12 protein-coding genes are annotated in these 17,656 nt (G+C 69.6%); 3 read left to right on the forward strand and 9 right to left on the reverse strand.

From position 1 onward, the window contains the following. Positions 1 to 18: 18 nt before the first annotated feature. A complete protein-coding gene (locus ACVWYS_RS13445) occupies positions 19 to 1,518 on the reverse strand; it encodes an NAD-dependent succinate-semialdehyde dehydrogenase (RefSeq protein WP_456507216.1) in 1,500 nt (499 codons plus the stop codon). Positions 1,519 to 1,803: 285 nt separating this feature from the next. Next, positions 1,804 to 2,625 carry a 16S rRNA (cytidine(1402)-2'-O)-methyltransferase gene (gene rsmI, locus ACVWYS_RS13450; protein ID WP_116766124.1) on the reverse strand — a complete coding sequence of 274 codons (822 nt, stop codon included), beginning with the start codon at positions 2,623 to 2,625 and terminating at the stop codon, positions 1,804 to 1,806. Positions 2,626 to 2,805: 180 nt separating this feature from the next. On the opposite strand from rsmI, the gene ACVWYS_RS13455 reads away from it, so the two are divergent. Together ACVWYS_RS13455 and ACVWYS_RS13460 are read left to right on the forward strand one after the other, a co-directional pair. Then, a complete protein-coding gene (locus ACVWYS_RS13455; RefSeq protein WP_456507217.1) occupies positions 2,806 to 4,557 on the forward strand; it encodes a dolichyl-phosphate-mannose--protein mannosyltransferase in 1,752 nt (583 codons plus the stop codon). Positions 4,558 to 4,617: 60 nt separating this feature from the next. After that, positions 4,618 to 6,447, forward strand: coding sequence for an AMP-dependent synthetase/ligase (locus ACVWYS_RS13460; protein WP_456507218.1), 1,830 nt, complete (start codon positions 4,618 to 4,620; stop codon positions 6,445 to 6,447). A gap of 77 nt (positions 6,448 to 6,524) precedes the next feature. On the opposite strand, the gene ACVWYS_RS13465 is transcribed toward ACVWYS_RS13460, so the two are convergent. From ACVWYS_RS13465 to ACVWYS_RS13485, 5 genes are all read right to left on the reverse strand, one after another. Further along, positions 6,525 to 7,745, reverse strand: a complete 1,221-nt coding sequence (locus tag ACVWYS_RS13465) for a TIGR01906 family membrane protein (protein WP_456507219.1) — start codon at positions 7,743 to 7,745, stop codon at positions 6,525 to 6,527. Between the two features lie 112 nt (positions 7,746 to 7,857). Beyond that, positions 7,858 to 9,084, reverse strand: coding sequence for a L,D-transpeptidase (locus ACVWYS_RS13470; protein WP_344364130.1), 1,227 nt, complete (start codon positions 9,082 to 9,084; stop codon positions 7,858 to 7,860). 158 nt (positions 9,085 to 9,242) lie between these two features. Then, positions 9,243 to 10,730, reverse strand: a complete 1,488-nt coding sequence (ahcY, locus tag ACVWYS_RS13475; RefSeq protein ID WP_344364132.1) for an adenosylhomocysteinase — start codon at positions 10,728 to 10,730, stop codon at positions 9,243 to 9,245. A gap of 158 nt (positions 10,731 to 10,888) precedes the next feature. Further along, positions 10,889 to 11,131, reverse strand: coding sequence for a Trm112 family protein (locus tag ACVWYS_RS13480; protein WP_456509897.1), 243 nt, complete (start codon positions 11,129 to 11,131; stop codon positions 10,889 to 10,891). Positions 11,132 to 11,215: 84 nt separating this feature from the next. Then, positions 11,216 to 11,605, reverse strand: a complete 390-nt coding sequence (locus tag ACVWYS_RS13485; protein WP_344364137.1) for a DUF3499 domain-containing protein — start codon at positions 11,603 to 11,605, stop codon at positions 11,216 to 11,218. 187 nt (positions 11,606 to 11,792) lie between these two features. Here ACVWYS_RS13485 and ACVWYS_RS13490 point away from each other — a divergent pair, with 187 nt between their 5' ends. Next, complete coding sequence (locus ACVWYS_RS13490; RefSeq protein ID WP_116766024.1) at positions 11,793 to 12,344, forward strand: metallopeptidase family protein; 552 nt, start codon at positions 11,793 to 11,795, stop codon at positions 12,342 to 12,344. A gap of 105 nt (positions 12,345 to 12,449) precedes the next feature. Here ACVWYS_RS13490 and ACVWYS_RS13495 read toward each other — a convergent pair whose 3' ends face one another. Continuing rightward, positions 12,450 to 14,204 carry a DUF5719 family protein gene (locus tag ACVWYS_RS13495; RefSeq protein WP_456509898.1) on the reverse strand — a complete coding sequence of 585 codons (1,755 nt, stop codon included), beginning with the start codon at positions 14,202 to 14,204 and terminating at the stop codon, positions 12,450 to 12,452. Next, a complete protein-coding gene (locus ACVWYS_RS13500) occupies positions 14,197 to 17,637 on the reverse strand; it encodes a glycosyltransferase (RefSeq protein WP_456507223.1) in 3,441 nt (1,146 codons plus the stop codon). Before ACVWYS_RS13500 ends, ACVWYS_RS13495 begins: the two co-directional genes overlap by 8 nt. Positions 17,638 to 17,656 lie beyond the last annotated feature (19 nt).

The raw sequence follows: 17,656 nt of genomic DNA on the forward strand, positions 1-17,656 counted from the left end.
CCCGGCTGTTCCCTGTGCCTAGCCGGCGTAGGGGTCGGCGATGCCGATGTACTGGGTGTAGAGGTATTCCTCGATGCCCTCGAGGCCGCCTTCGCGGCCCAGGCCGGACTGCTTGACGCCGCCGAACGGGGCTGCGGCGTTGGAGACGACGCCGGCGTTCAGGCCGAGCATGCCGGTTTCGAGGCGTTCGCCCATCCGAATGCCCCGGTTCAGGTCCCGGGTGAAAACGTAGGCCACGAGGCCGTATTCGGTGTTGTTCGCGAGCCGGACGGCCTCGTCCTCGGTGTCAAAGGTGATGATCGGGGCGACGGGGCCGAAGATTTCCTCGGACAGGATCCGGGTGCCCTCGGTGACGCCCTTGAGGATGGTCGGCTGGTAGAAGTAGCCCGGGCCCTCGACGGCGGAGCCGCCGGTCACCGCGACCGCACCGGAGTTCACGGCGTCGGTCACGAGTTCGTGGACCTTGTCCCGGCTCTTGGCATCGATCAGCGGGCCGACCTTGGACTCGGCCTCGGTGCCGCGGGCCGTGGTCATGTCCGCCATCTTCGCGGCGAACTTCTCCGCGAACTCGTCCGCGACGGACTCGTGCACGATGAACCGGTTGGCCGCGGTGCAGGCCTCGCCCATGTTCCGCAGCTTCGCCAGCATGGCACCGGCGACGGCGGCATCGATGTCGGCGTCCTCGAACACAACGAACGGGGCGTTCCCGCCCAGCTCCATCGAGGTCCGCAGGACCGTCTCGGAGGCGTCCGCGAGCAGCCGGCGGCCGACCTCCGTGGAGCCGGTGAAGGACAGCTTCCGGAGCCGGGAATCCTTGATCAGCGGACCCGTGGTGGCGCCGGCCGTGGAGGTCGGGATGACGTTCAGGACACCGGCGGGCAGGCCGGCCTCCTGCATCACGGCAGCGAACAGCTGGGAAGTCAGCGGGGTCAGATTTGCGGACTTGAGTACCATGGTGCAGCCGGCGGCGACGGCCGGGGCGATCTTGCGGGTGGCCATGGCCAGCGGGAAGTTCCACGGCGTGATCAGCAGGCACGGGCCCACCGGCTTCTTGGTCACCAGCAGCCGGGACTTGCCGTCCGGAGAGACCGAGTAGCGGCCGAACGCGCGGACGGCTTCCTCGGAGAACCAGCGCAGGAATTCCGCGCCGTAGGTGACCTCGCCGCGGGCCTCGGCCAGCGGCTTGCCCATCTCCAGGGTCATCAGCAGCGCGAAGTCCTCGGCCCGCTCGGTGACCATCTCGAAGGCGCGGCGCAGGATCTCCCCGCGCTCCCGGGACGGGACCTTGGCCCAGGACTCCTGCGCGGCGGCGGCGGCGTCCAGGGCCGCCTTGCCGTCCTCGGGGCCGGCGTCGGCGATGCTCAGCAGCACCTGGCCGGTGGCCGGGTCCTCGACCTGGAAGGTCTTCCCGGACGCGGCCGGACGCCATTCGCCGTTGATCAGCAGGCCCGTCGGGACCGAGGCCAGCAGGGCCTTCTCCCGCTCCGCGGAAACAATAGGCTGGGCAGTTACAGTCACAACGACTCCCTCGTCAGCAATTCGGTTGGCACTAGTTTGTTGGCACTAGCTTTTTGGCTCTAGTTTGTTGGCACTGATTTATTGGCACTGCGTGCCGGTTGAGGCGCTCGTTCCCGTAGGGCCGGCCGCCTGGATTACTGCCACGGTACTGCCGCGCTCACGGGCAAGTCTATGCATGCGCGCACTACGCGATCCGGATAATGCTGTGCAGCTGCACAACCCGTGACGAACCGTGCCCGCTGCGGCTGGCGAGGCCCCGGGTCGCCCCGGAACCCGCCCACGCGATCACCGCGCGGCGAGCACCGCGGAGTAGAGTTCGCGCTTGCTGACTTTCGCGTCCTCGGCCACCGCGGCGACGGCTTCCTTGAGCCGGATGCCCTGGGCGATGAGGCCGTTGACGGCGGCCACGTGGTCCTCGGGGCGGCCCGGTTCGCGTTCAGGAGCACCGCCCACCACCACGGCGATTTCGCCGCGCACCTCGTTGGTCTCCGCCCATTCGAGCAGTTCGCGCAGGGTGCCGCGGATGACTTCTTCATACGTTTTCGTGAGTTCACGGCAGACGGCGGCCCGGCGGTCGGCGCCGAAGCGTTCCCGCAGCGCCCTCAGCATCGGCTCCAGCCGGTGCGGCGCCTCGAAAAACACCATGGTGCGCCGCTCCGCGTCGAGGTCCGCCAGCCGCGAGGAGCGTTCGCCTGCCTTGCGGGGCAGGAATCCTTCGAAGCAGAAGCGGTCGGTCGGCAGGCCGGACAGGGCCAAGGCGGTCAGCACGGCGGAGGGCCCGGGGGCAGCGGTGACGGTGAGCCCGGCCGCCACAGCGCCTTCAACCAGCCGGAACCCCGGGTCCGAGACGGACGGCATGCCGGCGTCGGTCACCATGACCAGGGTCTTGCCGGACCGGACCTGGTCCAGCAGGTCAGCCGTCTTGGCGGCCTCATTGTGCTCGTGATAGCTGATGATCCGGCCGCCCACCGTGATGCCCAGGGTCTGCACGAGCCGGTGCAGCCGCCGCGTATCCTCGGCGGCGACGATGTCCGCCGTCGTGAGCAGCTCCACGAGCCGCGCCGAGGCATCGCCGGTGTTTCCGATCGGCGTCGCCGCGAGGACGATGCGGCCGGGTCCGCCAGCGGCCGGAACACTGCCGGGCGCGGCTTCGTCAACGGAAAGGGCGCCGTCGGTGCTGTCTTCGGAGCGAAGATCAAGATGGGGGGAAGTACTCGGTTCGTGGTCCACATGACCAGCCTACTGCCGCCGCGGCACGGCCCGACGAGCACAGCCGCGAAAGGTAGCATGGGCAACGTGACCCAGACCCCCACGCTCCCGCCCGAGGCCGGCGCCGCCGCATCGCCGTCAACAGGGCCGAACAGCGGCAGCGCCGGCAGCCAGGCCCGCGGCCGCGTCCGCACCGGCCGCAATCTTGAGGGGCACCGCTGGATCAGCCGCCCCGCCGAGGCTTTCACCACGGAGGCCCTCAAGGAGCGCCTGATCGGCAGCATCCAAAGCTGGCGGGACTACCCGGCGTCGCTGCGGCTCTGGTACTGGCTCATTCCCGCCCTCACGGCGGCGCTGGGCGGCATCCTGCGGTTCGTCCGGCTGGACACACCCCGCAACCTGGTCTTTGACGAAACCTACTACGTCAAAGACGCGTATTCGTTGCTGGTCAGCGGCTACGAGCGCAGCTGGCCCGACCGGGCGAACGACTCCTTCATTGCAGGCAACCCCGGCGTGCTCCTGAACTCCCCGGAGTATGTGGTGCACCCGCCGGTCGGCAAGTGGATGATTGCCGCGGGCATGTGGCTGTTCGGTGCGGACAACCCCTTCGGCTGGCGGTTCGGTGCGGCCCTGACGGGGACCCTCTCCATCTTCCTGCTGGCTTTGATCGCGCAGAAACTCTTCCGCTCCCTGACGCTGGGCGCGGTTGCCGGCGTCCTGCTGGCCGTGGACGGCCACCACCTCGTGATGTCCCGGACCTCGCTGCTGGACATCTTCCTCATGTTCTGGCTCCTTGCCGCGTTCGGTGCCCTGCTGATGGACCGCGACGACGGCCGGCGGCGTCTGGCGGCCCGGCTCGGCCGGCAGGCCGCAGCCTCTCCCACGGGACGCCCCTTGGCGCTGCAGCTCACGTCCGGGCCCTGGCTCGGCATCCGCTGGTGGCGCGTCGCGGCCGGCGTCTGCCTGGGCCTGGCCGTGGGGACGAAATGGTCCGGGCTGTTCTTCCTTGCCGGTTTCGGCCTGCTTACCGTGTTCTGGGACCTCAGCGCGCGGCGCATCGCCGGCGTGCATGCCTGGATCAGCGGCGGCATCCTCAAAGACGGCGTCCCGGCCTTCCTGACCATCGTTCCGGTGGCTGCGGTGGTCTATGGCTTCACATGGACGGGCTGGTTCCTGTCCAAGGACGCGTACTTCCGGCACTGGGCCGAGGCCAACCCCTCGGCCGAGTGGGGCTGGCTGCCGAACGCCGTACGGTCCCTGGCGCACTACCACCTGGAGGCGTACAAGTTCCATCAGGGCCTGAGCTCCGACCACCCCTACGAGGCCAGTGCCTGGACCTGGCTGGTCATGGGCCGGCCGACGTCCTTCTTCTACGAATCCCCCGCCAAGGGCACCCCCGGCTGCGACCTCAGCAACTGCACCTCCGCCATCCTCTCGGTAGGCAACCCGCTGATCTGGTGGGGCGCGGCCGTCTCTCTGGTCATCCTGCTGTTCTGGTGGGCGGGGCGCCGCGACTGGCGCGCCGGCGCGGTCCTGGCCGGGGTGGCGGCCGGCTACCTCCCCTGGTTCATGTACCCGGAGCGCACCACCTTCTTCTTCTACGCCGTGTCCTTCGAACCGTTCCTGGTGCTGGCGCTGGTCTATTGCCTGGGCCTGGTCCTTGGCCAGCGCAGCGACCCCCTCTGGCGGCGGCGATCCGGGTTCTGCCTGGTTGCGCTGTTTGTGGTGGCCGCCGTGCTGGTGTCCGCGTTCTTCTACCCGGTCTGGACCGGCGAGGTGATCCCGTACCAGGAATGGCGCCTGCGGATGTGGATGCCTTCCTGGATCTAAGGCAGGATTGCAGGGGAAAGTCCGCCGAACTCCGGGCGGACCAGGAATGGAGACTCGGCTGTGAGAGAAGCAAGCACCGGACTGCTCGTGGAGCTGGACCCGGAGAGCAACGTGACCGACCTGCTCCTGGAGCAGCACGCGAACGACCCCGTGCACGCCCTCTACTCCCGCAAGGGTCCCGGCGGCTGGACCGACGTACCGGTCCAGCACTTCCTCGACCAGGTCACCGCCCTGGCCAAGGGCCTGATTGCCGGCGGACTCACCCCGGGCGACACTGTGGCGGTCATGTCAGCGACCCGGTATGAGTGGACAGTGGTGGATTTTGCCATCTGGTTTGCCGGCGGCGTCACGGTTCCGGTCTACGAGACCTCCTCCGCCAGCCAGGTCGAGTGGATCCTCCACGACTCGGGGGCACGGCGCGTGTTCGTTGAAGACCAGGCCAAGGCGGCCCTGGTCCAGGGCGTTCTGGACGCGTCCACAGTCCTCGGCGACCGGCTTGTCGCCGTCGTCCGGATGGAGAACGACGGCGCCGCACCGAACCTGGCGAGTCTCGCCGCAGCCGGCACCGGGGTGACCGACGCCGAACTCGAGCGACACCGGAGCGCCGCGTCCCTCGCCGACGTTGCGTCGCTGGTCTACACCTCGGGCACCACGGGCAGGCCCAAGGGCTGCGAGATCACGCATGCCAACTTCGCCCTCGTCGCCAAGAACATCGTCCTCTTCCTTCCCGAGATCCTCATGCAACCGCGTTCCCGGACCTTGATGTTCCTACCCCTCGCGCACGTCCTGGCCCGTGCGGTCCAGGTGATCTGCCTGAGCGCCGGCGCCACCGTCGGCCACACCGCAAGCGCCAAGGAACTCCTGGAGGACCTGGCCAGTTTCAAACCCACGTTCCTGCTGGTGGTCCCCCGGATCTTCGAAAAGGTCTATGCCGGCGCCGCGCAAAAGGCCGCCGCGGCCGGCAAGGGACGCGTGTTCACGGCCGCGGCGGCGGCCGCGGTCGACTACTCCAGGGCGCTGGACGCCGCCTCCCGGGGCGACGGGAAGGGCCCCGGACGGATCCTGAGGATCCGGCACGGACTCTTTGAGCGGCTGTTCTACCCCAGGCTCCGGGAGGCCTTCGGCGGCCAGCTGCGGTACACGGTCTCCGGGGCCAGTCCGCTGAGCTCCAGTGACGCCCATTTCTTCCGCGGCGCCGGCATCCCCGTCCTGGAAGGCTACGGCCTGACCGAAACCACGGCGCCGTGCACGGCCAACACGCCGGCACGGACCAAGGTGGGAACGGTCGGTATCCCGGTGCCGGGAACCACCATCCGGGTGGCCGACGACGGCGAGATCCTGGTCAAGGGCATCGGGGTCTTCAAGGGCTACCACGCCAACGCGGCCGCCAACGCGGAAGCCTTCGTGGACGGCTTTTTCCGCACCGGGGACCTCGGCTCCCTCGATGAGGACGGCTTCCTGACCATCACCGGGCGCAAGAAGGACCTGCTGGTGACGGCCGGCGGCAAGAACGTGGCCCCCGGCCCGCTCGAGGAGAAGATCCGCGAGCACCAGCTGGTAGGCCAGGCCGTCGTGATCGGTGACGGCAGGCCGTTCGTGTCGGCCCTGATCAACCTGGACCCGGAAGGGCTCCACAACTGGTGCACCGCCCGGAAGGTGCCCGTCATGACTCCGGCCGAGGCCGCTGCGGACGGGATGGTGCGGGCCTCGATCCAGGGCGCCATCGATGAGGCGAACCTGCTGGTCTCCAAGGCTGAATCCATCCGCAGCTTCGTCATCCTGGACGCCGACTTCACGGTCGAATCAGGGCACCTGACACCCTCGCTCAAACTCAAGCGGGCCGCCGTCGTGCGGGACTACGAGGAGCACATCAACCGCATCTACGGCTGAGCCCACACACGCGCGCCGCCCCTAACCAGCCGGGACAGCGAAACGGCCGGCACAAAGGTGCCGGCCGTTTCTGCTGCTCAGACGGTGTGGCGGGTGCGCTCCGTCTCCGATGCCCCGTCGCCCGAACTGTCGCCGTCGCTGCCGGCCGGTGCGTCCGCCGGGCTGCCTGCGGGGCTGTCTGCCGTGCTGCCTGAGGCCCCGACGCCGGTGTCTTTGGACCCGGCGGCTGCTTTCCGGCCAAGGCCGCGGCGCCGGCGTGTGGGCCAGGTCAGGATCAGGGTCACCAGGGAAGCGAGCAGGACCAGGCCGCCGATGACCATCCCGGCGTCCATCCAGAACTGACCCGGGAACAACCGGATCAGGGTGTCCTGGAGCGTAAAGGTCCACGTCCCGTTGGCGAAGAAAATACGGTGAAAGTCGGTGAAGAACTGCTCCCAGCCGAGCACGGCGAGGGTTCCGAGGCCGATGATGATCGCGAGCGAAATGATCGAGCCGGCGAACAGGCCGCGGCGGACTCCCCCGTTGTGGCGCCGCTTCAGGTAAATCACGGCGACCAGGCTCAGCAGGATCAACAGGGTGCCTGCACTGAACGTCGACAGGATGACGGTCTTGACGTCGGCCATGTGGCTGACTTCGCCGTCCTTGAACAGACGGTCCCCGCTTTGGCCCACCAGATCGCCGAGATAGCGCGGGCCCGACCAGTTGCTGAGGTAGTCCACGGCGTAGGAGCCGTAGGTCATGCGGTCATCGGTGCTGAAGCCGTAGCCGTCCCCGGGGAAGCCCGGGCGGTTGTATTCCACCCAGAGGAACAAGGGGCTGGTGACGGCGCGGACGGCCAGCACCAGCAGGATGACCGGGTAGAACACGGCGAGCATCACCTGCATCACCCGCGGGAGGACAGGCTTGGCCTTGGCCGCCTGTTCGCGTTCGGCATTGCGGCGCTCAACCTCCTCCTGCGGAGGACGGATCTGCAGGGCCGAGGTCTGCAGCAGCTCATCGGACGCGGTGCCCGGGCGGACGACGGCGGCCTCGGCCGCCTTGCGGTCGGCGCGGCTCTCCGGCTGGCTTGTTGTGGACGGCGCTGCCGCCCCGGCGGCCGCTCCCCCGCCGACGTCGTCCTTCTTCGCGGCGGACGTGCCCGCAGCCGCAGCCGTGGTGGCGGGCGTGGTTGCGGAGCCTCCGGCGGGCTTGGTTGCAGCGGCCGGTTTCATCCAGTCAAAAGCCGGCTCGTCGGTGTCATCCGTCGGATCCAGGTTCGGATCCGGCCGGTCGGGAGGGGTAGGACTTGTGTCAGTCACGTGGAGCTTCGCTTCCGTAGGCTTCCGCGCCGCCCGGCCTGCGCCCGGCTGCGCAACTTATCTGGCTCCGAGCCTACCGTCAGGGGATGAGGCTCGGCGAGATGCCACCCCGTCAGTTGGCGTATTGGGCCCACGGGATATTCCAGTCCCCGAAGCCGTCATCGAAGTTGGCAAAGTCGCCCTCGGTGTTGACCACCTGGACGACGTCGCCCGTGGTCATGTTGTCGAAGACCCACTGCGCGCCGTCCGGGCCCAGGCCGATGCAGCCGTGGGAGAGGTTCGTCTTGCCGATGAAGGGCAATGCGGAGTCCGTGGCCTGGTGGATGAACTCTCCGCTGGGCGTCAGGCGCGTGGCGTAGTTGACGTCCAGCTGGCCGTAGTAGGCCGGGTCCCCCGGTTTGAGTCCGATGGTGGAGGCGTCCATGTGCTCCACCCGGTGCTTTTCCATCAGGACGAGGTAGCCGCGGGCCGAGGGGAAACGTGTGTCGCCCATGGTCGCCGGCCACTGCCCTGCCGGCTTGTCGTTGATGCTGACCGAGAACGTGTGGGCCTTGGCGTCGGCGACCGCCACCTTCTTGTCCCCGATGTGGACGGTCACCGTCTTGTTGAAGTTGCCGACCTGCCCGTTGCCCAGTTCGACGCCGAAGAGCTTCATGTCCATCGTGATGGTGCTGTTGGCGGTCCAGAAGGCCTCCGGCCGGTACCTGACGGTGTTGTTGTTGTACCAGTGGAAAGCACCCACCTGGCCGGAGGTGGAGGTGATCTTGATGGCTTTTTCGACGGCGTCCCGGTTGAGGACCGGCTCGCTGAAGGTGATCTGCAGGGGCTGGGCCACGCCCACCTTCATCCCGTCCAGCGGGTAGATGGCTGCGTCGGCCTCGTTGGCCGTGGAGACGGTCGTGAACGAGCGGGTGTTGTGGGTGGTGCGTCCGGCGCCGTCCAGCACGGAGTACGTGTAGTTGTACCGGGTGTTGAACTTCAGGTTGCCGGCTGAGGTCCAGGCGGTACCGTCCGCGCTCTGGGTCCCGTCAATGGTCTCGCCGTCGTCGCTCGTGAGGGCCACCCGATCAATCCGGCCGTTCGTCACCTTCAGGGACACCGGCGCCGCGGGGTTGACCTGCTTGGCGCCGTCGTCGGGAGTGACGGCGAGTTCCGCCGGAGCCACCACCGGATCTGCAAGGCCCGGCGTCGTCCGTGCCGGCGATCCGGCCTCGGAGTAAATCCCCGACTGGGCCAGCCCCGGGGCGGCCGCGGCGAAGGCCCCGCCGCCGGCTGCCAGGGCGCAGACCACCCCCACCAGGGCGATTTTTCGGCCGGTACTCCAGGTTTTCAGGGCCATCACAGGACCCGGGCGTTTCCACACGTCATCCTGCCAGCATAAGGGAGTTACCTTGGAACCCTTGTCCGGTTACACCACGATCCGGTTACAAAAGGGCCCCCAAAACGGTCACAACAAAGGGCCCCGGACCGTTTGTCCGGGACCCTTCGGAGGGGTTTCTAGTAGCGGTAGTGCTCGGGCTTGTACGGCCCGGCGACCTCGACGTCCAGGTACTCGGCCTGTTCCTTGGACAGTTCGGTCAGCTCCACGTCGAGGGCGCCCAGGTGCAGGCGGGCGACCTTCTCATCCAGGATCTTTGGCAGGACGTAGACCTGCTTCTCGTATTCGCGCTCGCCCTCGGGCTGGCCTGCCTTCGTGAACAGTTCGATCTGGGCGATCGTCTGGTTGGCGAAGGAGTTGCTCATCACGAACGACGGGTGTCCGGTGGCGTTGCCGAGGTTCAGCAGGCGGCCCTCGGAGAGGACGATGATGGAGCGACTGCTCTTTCCCGTTTCGGAATCGGCGGGGAAGACCCACTCGTGCACCTGCGGCTTGATCTCGACCTTCTTGATGCCCGGGATCCGGGCCAGACCGGCCATGTCGATCTCGTTGTCAAAGTGGCCGATGTTGCCCACGATCGCCTTGTCGCGCATGCCCGCCATATGCTCGGCCATGATGACATCTTTGTTGCCCGTGGTGGTGATGAAGATGTGGCCCTCGCTGAGGACGGATTCGAGCTTCGCCACCTGGTAACCGTCCATGGCTGCCTGGAGCGCGCAGATCGGATCGATTTCGGTCACGATCACGCGTGAGCCCTGGCCGCGGAAGGCCTCAGCGGCGCCCTTGCCGACGTCGCCGTACCCGCAGACGACGGCGACCTTGCCGCCCATCAGGACGTCGGTGGCGCGGTTGATCCCGTCAGGCAGGGAGTGGCGGATGCCGTACTTGTTGTCGAACTTGCTCTTGGTGACGGAGTCGTTGACGTTGATCGCCGGGAAGAGCAGCTTGCCCTGCTCGGCGAGCTGGTACAGGCGGTGCACACCGGTGGTCGTCTCCTCGGTGACGCCGAGCAGGAGCGAGCCGATGCGGGTCCACTTCTGCGGGTCGGTTGCGAGGGAGGCGCGCAGCACGTCCAGGAAGACCCGGCCTTCCTCGGACTCGTCCTCGGCGGCGGCGGGCACGGCACCGGCAGCCTCGAATTCGACGCCCTTGTGCACGAGCATGGTGGCGTCGCCGCCGTCGTCCAGGATCATGTTCGGGCCCAGCTCCGGGTTGGCGTCGGCGCCCGGCCAGGTGAGGATCTGCTGGGCCGTCCACCAGTATTCCTCCAGCGTCTCGCCCTTCCAGGCGAAGACGGGGACGCCCTGCGGGTCCTCCACGGTGCCCTGGCCGACCACGACGGCGGCCGCGGCCTCGTCCTGGGTGGAGAAGATGTTGCAGGAAGCCCAGCGGACTTCCGCGCCGAGGGCGGTGAGGGTCTCGATCAGCACCGCGGTCTGGACCGTCATGTGCAGCGATCCGGCGATCCTGGCGCCCTTGAGCGGCTGGCTGGCGCCGAATTCCTCGCGCAGGGACATAAGTCCGGGCATCTCGTGCTCGGCGAGGCGGATCTGGTGGCGGCCCGCCTCGGCCAGGGAAATGTCCGCAATCTTGTAATCGAAAGTCATGTGCATCCTTTGTTGTGGCCGGTGACGTTGCGTGTCTGAAGCTGGGTAATTACGGGCAGTTCTGGCTCTAAGCAGTCATTCGCGGCCGGAGGCGTCCCCGATGGGTGTCCGGCAGGTCTTTAGTTCTCTGCTGGTGCGGGCCGTTTCGTGCGGATTGGCTATTCGGCGGCGTGGCGCGGGGCCGCGCCGTGCTGGCCGGCGTCGTGCTGATCAGCGGGAGCCGCCGCGGCGGCGGGCAGGAGTTCCGGAGGCAGCAGCAGCGGGATGCCGTCCTCAATCCGGTACCGCAGCTTGTCCCCGGACCCGCCGACCGTGACGAGCTCGTCGCCTTCCTGCTCCAAGGCGGACCCGGTGACGGGGCATCGCAGGACAGACAAGAGTTCGGGACTGAGCTTGGGCATAGTGGACGCTCCCTGAAGGGCGCCGCGGAAGGCGCCGGTGGCTTACGGCTTTTTGCAGTTTCCACCCTACCGCCAGTTGGGGCGTTAGGAAGGTTCTCGCAGGACGCGCAGATGCCCGCGCCGGGTGCCTTCGGCAGGGGCCGGGGCTTCCAGGGCCGGATGCAGGGTGCGCTGCCCCTTTACCGGTTCCGCCGCGGCCGGACGGGAGGCGGCCTCGCGGACGGCGTTGGCGAGGGCCAGGAGGTCGTCCGGTCCGGGGCCGGCCGGCGTCGCCGGCATCGCCAGGCGCATGACTTCCCAGCCGCGCGGGACCGTCAGCGAGTCAGCGTGCTGTTCGCACAAGTCGTAGCAGTGCGGTTCGGCGTAGGTGGCAAGCGGGCCCAGGACTGCCGTGGAGTCGGCGTAGACGTACGTCAAAGTGGCCACCGCGGAATTGCGGCAGGCAGACCTCGAACAAAGACGAATAGCACCCACGACATCACAGACTACTCCCCCTGAGGCCGGGGGCCGCGCATTGAACCACCCTTCGGAGTGCCGCAAGTGTGCCGCAGCAATGCCGCGGGAGTGCCGTAGGGCTGTCCCAGGAGTGCGTTGGGCGGCGGTGGCGGCTCGCCGATGGGCCCATATCGCGTAAATCATTCCACGGGTTTAGAGTCAAGATATGCAGTCATCGCACCACGATTCGGGTTTCACGGTCCGGTTGGCTGACCCCGACGCCGGAGACACAGGCGCCGGTTCCGCCCCCGCTGGCGCACCCGCGACCGGGTCGCCTCCCGCTGTCCGGGGAAAGAGCTTCCGGCAGCGCCGCAGAAACCGGCACGGCCGGGGGCTTCGCGGTGAGCTCATGCTCCCGACGTTGCCCGGCTACCGGACCCGCTCCGACCGCTTCGACGATTTCGTCCTGGACTCGGCCCAGCGGCTGCACGACATCTGGGGCAAACCCCTCGACGGCGTCCGCTTTGCCGTCGACGAGATCCCTCCGGGCTTGGAACAGCTCGTGGCGGACCGCACCCCGGCTCCGATGGGCGCCTTCACGGCCGCGACGGCCGAGGAGGGACCGGTCATCACGCTGTACCGCCGGGTGGTGGAGCAGGCGTGCGGAACCCGGGATGAACTCCAGGACCTGGTGCACGACGTCGTCGTGGAATACACGGCCGAGATGCTTGGCGTGCCTCCCGAGTCCCTCGACCCGGTCTACCGCCGCCGGTACTAGCCGCGCCCCGGGACCGGACGCCGCCGATCCGCCCGGCACCGTGCACCGGATCGGTACTAATACCGCTCGGTCCTGGTACCCGAGCGGTCCTAGTACCCAGCGGTCCTAGTACCCGAGCGTGACGGGGACTTGCCGCTGTCCTGCCGCTTCCGGGGCCACGGCTACCGTGGAAATGTCCTGCCGGCCGTCGCGGCCCAGGAGCAGTGCCCCGTAAGCCGGGTCCCCGGCCGCGGACACCACATAGCCCACCAGCGGCGAACCGCCGACGTCCGAGGGGATCTTGATGGACACGGTCGTTCCGCCGGCAATCTCGGCGGTGGCGGCGGTCCGGATCTTGCCGTCCGCGGTGACGGGAGTATAGGAGACACTCGCGTTGCCGTCGGGCGCGCCGAACACGAGCTGCCGGTCGCCCTCGCGGGGAACCGGCACGATGTGCTGGCTGCCCAGCCGGGCTGACGCGGCGGAGAACGCGATGTCCGCGGCGTCCTCCGGCTGCAGCCCCCGCGTGAGCCGGGTTGCGGCCGCGAAGGAGATATCCGAGGTGGCCGCCAAGGTGTACGTCCCGGCCGGGACCCCGGCCAGGGAGACTTCCGTGACCGCGCCCGCCTTCGCCGTGACCACTCCGCCGCCGGGCAGGGCCTTCTGGCCGTCGCGCCCGTACAACTTGATCTCGACCACGGCGTCGGCCGCCCCGGGGACCGTGATCTCCAGGGCCGGCCCGGCGTCGGCGAAACCGGGCTTCGCCGTGAGCGCGGCCAGGCCTGCCGGATCCTGAATGTCCAGGCCGGAGACCACCTGGCGGTCGGACGGCCCGGCGCCCGGGGTGATGAAGTCGACGCCGCCGGGCGTGAGGCCGCGGAGCACGCTTTGCTGGATGACGGCAGCCACCGGGCCGCCGGCGCTGCGGACCCGCACGCCGAGGCGTTCCTGTCCCGGCGCGAGGCCGGCCAGGACTATGGACCGGGTGCTGCCGGGCGCTACCAGCAGCCCGCGGCTTCCGGGGGCTTGGATCTGGCCCTCGGTGCCGAAGAGGTCCAGGCTCACCGTGGCCGGCGTGCTGGAGGCATTGGTGAGGTTCAGGACCGCCGAGCGGCCCAGGGCCGTGTTGGCACCGACGAGCCAGAGATCGTTGCCCGGTTGCTGGCAGGCGGTGGCCGCGGAGCCCTGCAGGTCTCCGTCTTCGGCAGCGTAGCTCAGGACCGCGCCGGCAGCCGCCTGGCGGTTGTCCTGCGCATCGGCGCTGAGGACGCTGACGTTGTCCACCTCACGCTGGGCCACGACGCCGGCGAGCAGCACGGGAGTGCGGGATGCGGGCGCGGAGGCTCCGGGCGCGGCGCCCTTGGCGATCTCCACGAGGGGGGTCCCCGTGAGCCGGGCAAGCCGGCTGCCGGGAATGACGCCCGCGCTCGAGCCAAGTACGGCGGCGCTGACGGTGGTCTTCGCGGTGGCGGATTCCGGGCTGAACTGGGGGTCGGTGCCCACGGGGGTGCCCTCAAGCAGCCGGGCAGGGCCGGGGCAGACCCCGACGCTGCTGCCGGCCGGCACGGAGGCAACCGGGGCCGCGAGTTGCCGGCTGGCGGGGCTTTGCGGTGTCAGCGACGCCGCCGATACCAGGCCTGCGCCCGCGGCCGCGAGGGCGACGGCGGAGAGGATACCGCCAATCACCCCGCCGCGCGGCCCGCCTTTCTTCCGCAGCCTCGCCCCGGCGACAGCCGGACCAGAAGTGGCTGGACCAGCAGCGGCCTGACTTGTAGTGGCCGGACCAGCCGCAGACGTGCCGGCGGCCGGGCTTTCGGCCGTGGAAGGTTCGGCCGCAATGGTGTCGGTGGCCGGGCCGGTCGGGGTGTCGCCCTTAGACATGCTGATGTTCCTTACGCAGGGAGGCTTCGTCCCTGGACAGGCCGGTGTTGGACCGGCGGGCAGGCATGGGCACGGCCAGGAGAATGGTCAGGCCGATGACAACGGCCTGCACGACTCCGGCCAGGACAGCCCAGGGCGCTTCGTAGCGGATGCTCAGCTGACCGCCCTGGGCGGGCAGCGTGAACGCCTGGGCCCATCCCGAGGTCGTCGAGGTCAGGCGGCGGCCGTCGAGCCACGCGCTCCAGCCCGGGTCGGCGCGGTCTGCGAGGACCACCAGGCGGCCCTCCGGGCCGGCCGGTACGGTGCCGGTTGCCGAAACTTCCTCCGAAGGGAGCAGTGCGACCACCGCCCCGGTGCCGTCCACCACGCGGACCCGGTGCGCGACGTCGGAGTCCTTGACCCCGGGTCCGCCCAGCGGGGTGACCCGCCAGAGCCAGCCCGCGCCGGTCTGGCCGACGGCGACCAGGCCGGGAACGGCGTCCATGCGGCTGGCCGTCAGTTCAGAGGCAGAGTCCGCGACACGGAGCACCACAAAGCCGACGCCGAGTCCTTCGAGGTCCGCCCGCGGGTCCACGCCGTCGCCGGCCACGATGGTGGCCACGACGTTGCGGAGCGACCCGGCCACGGCGTCGTCGTCGCGGACTGTTTCCTTGCCCGGCTCCCCCATGATGTTGCGGGCCGCCGCGATGGTGGACAGTCCGTCCAGGGTGGTGCCGGCGCCGCGCATGAGGGACGCATCGAAGCTTCCGTCCTCGTTGCTGGCAATGATCAGCGTCTTGGCCTGCTCCGGCCCCTCGCCGCGGTCCACCGCCGTGGCGGGAAGGGTGCGGGCCGGGGCCGGCTGGATGAGCCTGGGAGTGCCGAGGCCGGCGGCAGCCGGGGTGGCTGCCGGTGCAGGCGACAATGTCGTGGACTGCAGCAGGTTCTGCGCTGTCCACACGGCCAACCCCGCAAGCGGCGACGCCAGCAGCAGGGTCATCGCGGCCACCGCGGTGCCGCGGAGCAGAATCGTCCGGGCCAGTCCGGTGCCGGCCGCGCGGTCCGCGGCGTCCAGAAGTCCTTCTGCCGCGATGAGGGCTGCCCCAAGCAGCGCGAAGGCCGCAGCCGAAACGGCGGGGCCGGGGAACGGCGTGACCAGGACGTCGGCACTGGCACCGGAGGCCACATGCCCGGCGAGCCAGCCGCCGCCCAGCATCAGGAGCGCCGCCGCCCACAGGCCGCGGGCAGTCCAGGTGCGTCCCGCCAGGACAACCCTGCGCGGCATGAACAAGGCGGCGAGAGCCAGGAGCAGCACCGGCAGCCCAAGCAGCACGGCTAAAAGCAGGGCCCAGGGAGCGCCGGCGAGACCGGCAGAGCCCGTGGCGGACCCGCCGAAAGCGCTCAGTCCGGTGAGCCCGGCGCCTGCGTCGAAACTCAGCGGCTGGCCCAGGGCCTGCTGCCAGAGCGGAGCGGCGTCAAACCCGAGCGGCATGCCGGAATCGGCCAGGAGCGCCCGCGGCCGATCCAGGACAGAGAAGGCGAACGGCAGGAACAGTGCAAGGCTGGGCAGCAGCGCCCACCACACCGTGCGGCCGCGGCGGCCCAGGAGTATGCCGCACAGGGCAATGATGACCACCGATGGCACCAGCAGGGACGGCGCCGCGGCGGTGACCACTGCCAGGGCGAGGCCTGCGGCGGCCGCGGCCGTCCATGAGGGGGTTCCGTTGACGCCGGGGCGGGCGGCCGGCGCGGGCGTGAGCCGCCGCTGGCCTGGCGCCGGGACGGCGTGGACGCCGTGGCCTGCCGCCGTGCCGGTTGCCCGGAGCAGCGCCAGGACGAGGACCGGGATCATGACGTGCGCCAGCAAGGCACCCAGCCGGCCTTGGTTGAGGGCCACTTGGAGTGCCGGCGCCCCGGCCCAGACCAGGGCGGCCGCCAGGCGCAGCCGGCGGCGCCGGGTGAGGGCGCCGGCAGCGAACCAGGCGCCAAGCGCGGACAGCGGCATGGCAAGGATCAACAGCCAGCCAACGGCACCGTTGGCGTCCCCGGCGCCGAGCACACCCAGCACCCACAGGAGGTAGCCGAAGGGATCGCCGTGGCCCGGCAGGCCTGCACCGAGGCTGATCCACCAGGTGGAGGCGTGGTTCCAGATCTCAGAGAGACGCACGGAGACGGGGATCAGCGCGCCGCCGGAAACTGCCGGAGCCCGGAACAGGCTGAGCAGCCCGGCCAGGGAGACCGCGGTCGTAATGAGGACGGCGAGCAGGGCGCCGTTGCCCACCCAGCCGCGCTCAGGGGTGGCGATCGCGGCGAAGTCGTCGGCGTCGCCGGTGGGCTGGTCGGCCAGCGGGTCGGGGCCGGTGAGACTGTCGCCGAGGTCATCCGCGCCCAGCGCTTCGATGAGCGAGCGCCGGTGCGCCCAGACCTCACGGCGCGGCGTCTGCAGCCCTTTCATGACCGAGCGCCGGATCCTGCGGGTGCGCGCTGCGGTGCGCCGCCCGCGGATGACCGCGGCAGGGCGACCCAGCCCGGCAAAGGTGGCAAGAAGTTGGGAGAACCCGTACCCCGGGTCCTTGACGGCGATGCTCAGGACGAGTTTGAAGAGGCTGCCCAGGAGGGCGCCGGCGGCGTGCAGCGGGACTTTCCAGCCGGCAGCGTGCTTGAGCCGCAAGTAGACCTGCGCCTTGCGGGCGGCAGTCGCGTTGCCCAGGGCATGGGGACGGTGCGCCACATGGAACATCCTCGCGCTGGGGACCACCACGACGCGATGTCCGGCGAGGCGGTTGCGCCAGCAGAAGTCGACGTCGTCGCCGCTGCCGGGAAGCGCCGGATCAAAGCCGCGGAGTTCTTCCCAGATGTCGCGGCGGACCAGCATGCCGGCGGAATTCACCGCAAACGTGTCGCTGCGGCCGTCGTACTGGCCCTGGTCGAGTTCGTCGGCGTCGATCAGCGTCAGGCGCTCGGCCCAGCGGCTCGTGGAGAGTCCGACGTCGATCAGCCGCCGCTCGGCGTGCCAGTCCAGTTGCTTGCAGCCTGCCACCGTGACCGACGGCGCGCGCTCGACGGCGTGGAGGAGTTCGGCTAGGGCCTCGGGGGCCGGTGCGGCGTCGTCATGCAGCAGCCAGATCCAGTCGGCGCACGGCGCACGGCCGGCGTCGCCGTCGGTGTTTCCGCCGGCCGTACTGCCTGTCCCGGCGGCCCCTGCCATGCCGGCCGCTCCGGTCGAAGGCCACGGCGCGAGGGCCTTGAGCCCGGCCATGACGGCCCCGCCCATGCCGGATTTGGGGTGGTCGAACACGGTGACGTTGGCTTTGCCCAGAGCCTGCTCGAGAAGGGTTGCGGAGTGGTCGCGGGAACCGGTGTCGACACCAATGACGGCGTCGGCGGGCCGTGTTTGGGCCGCCAGCGCCGCCAGGGTCCTGGGGAGAAAATCACCGCCGTCGTGGGAGACCACGACGGCGGTGACTCGTACT

This window comes from Arthrobacter sp. TE12231, from assembly GCF_054062895.1.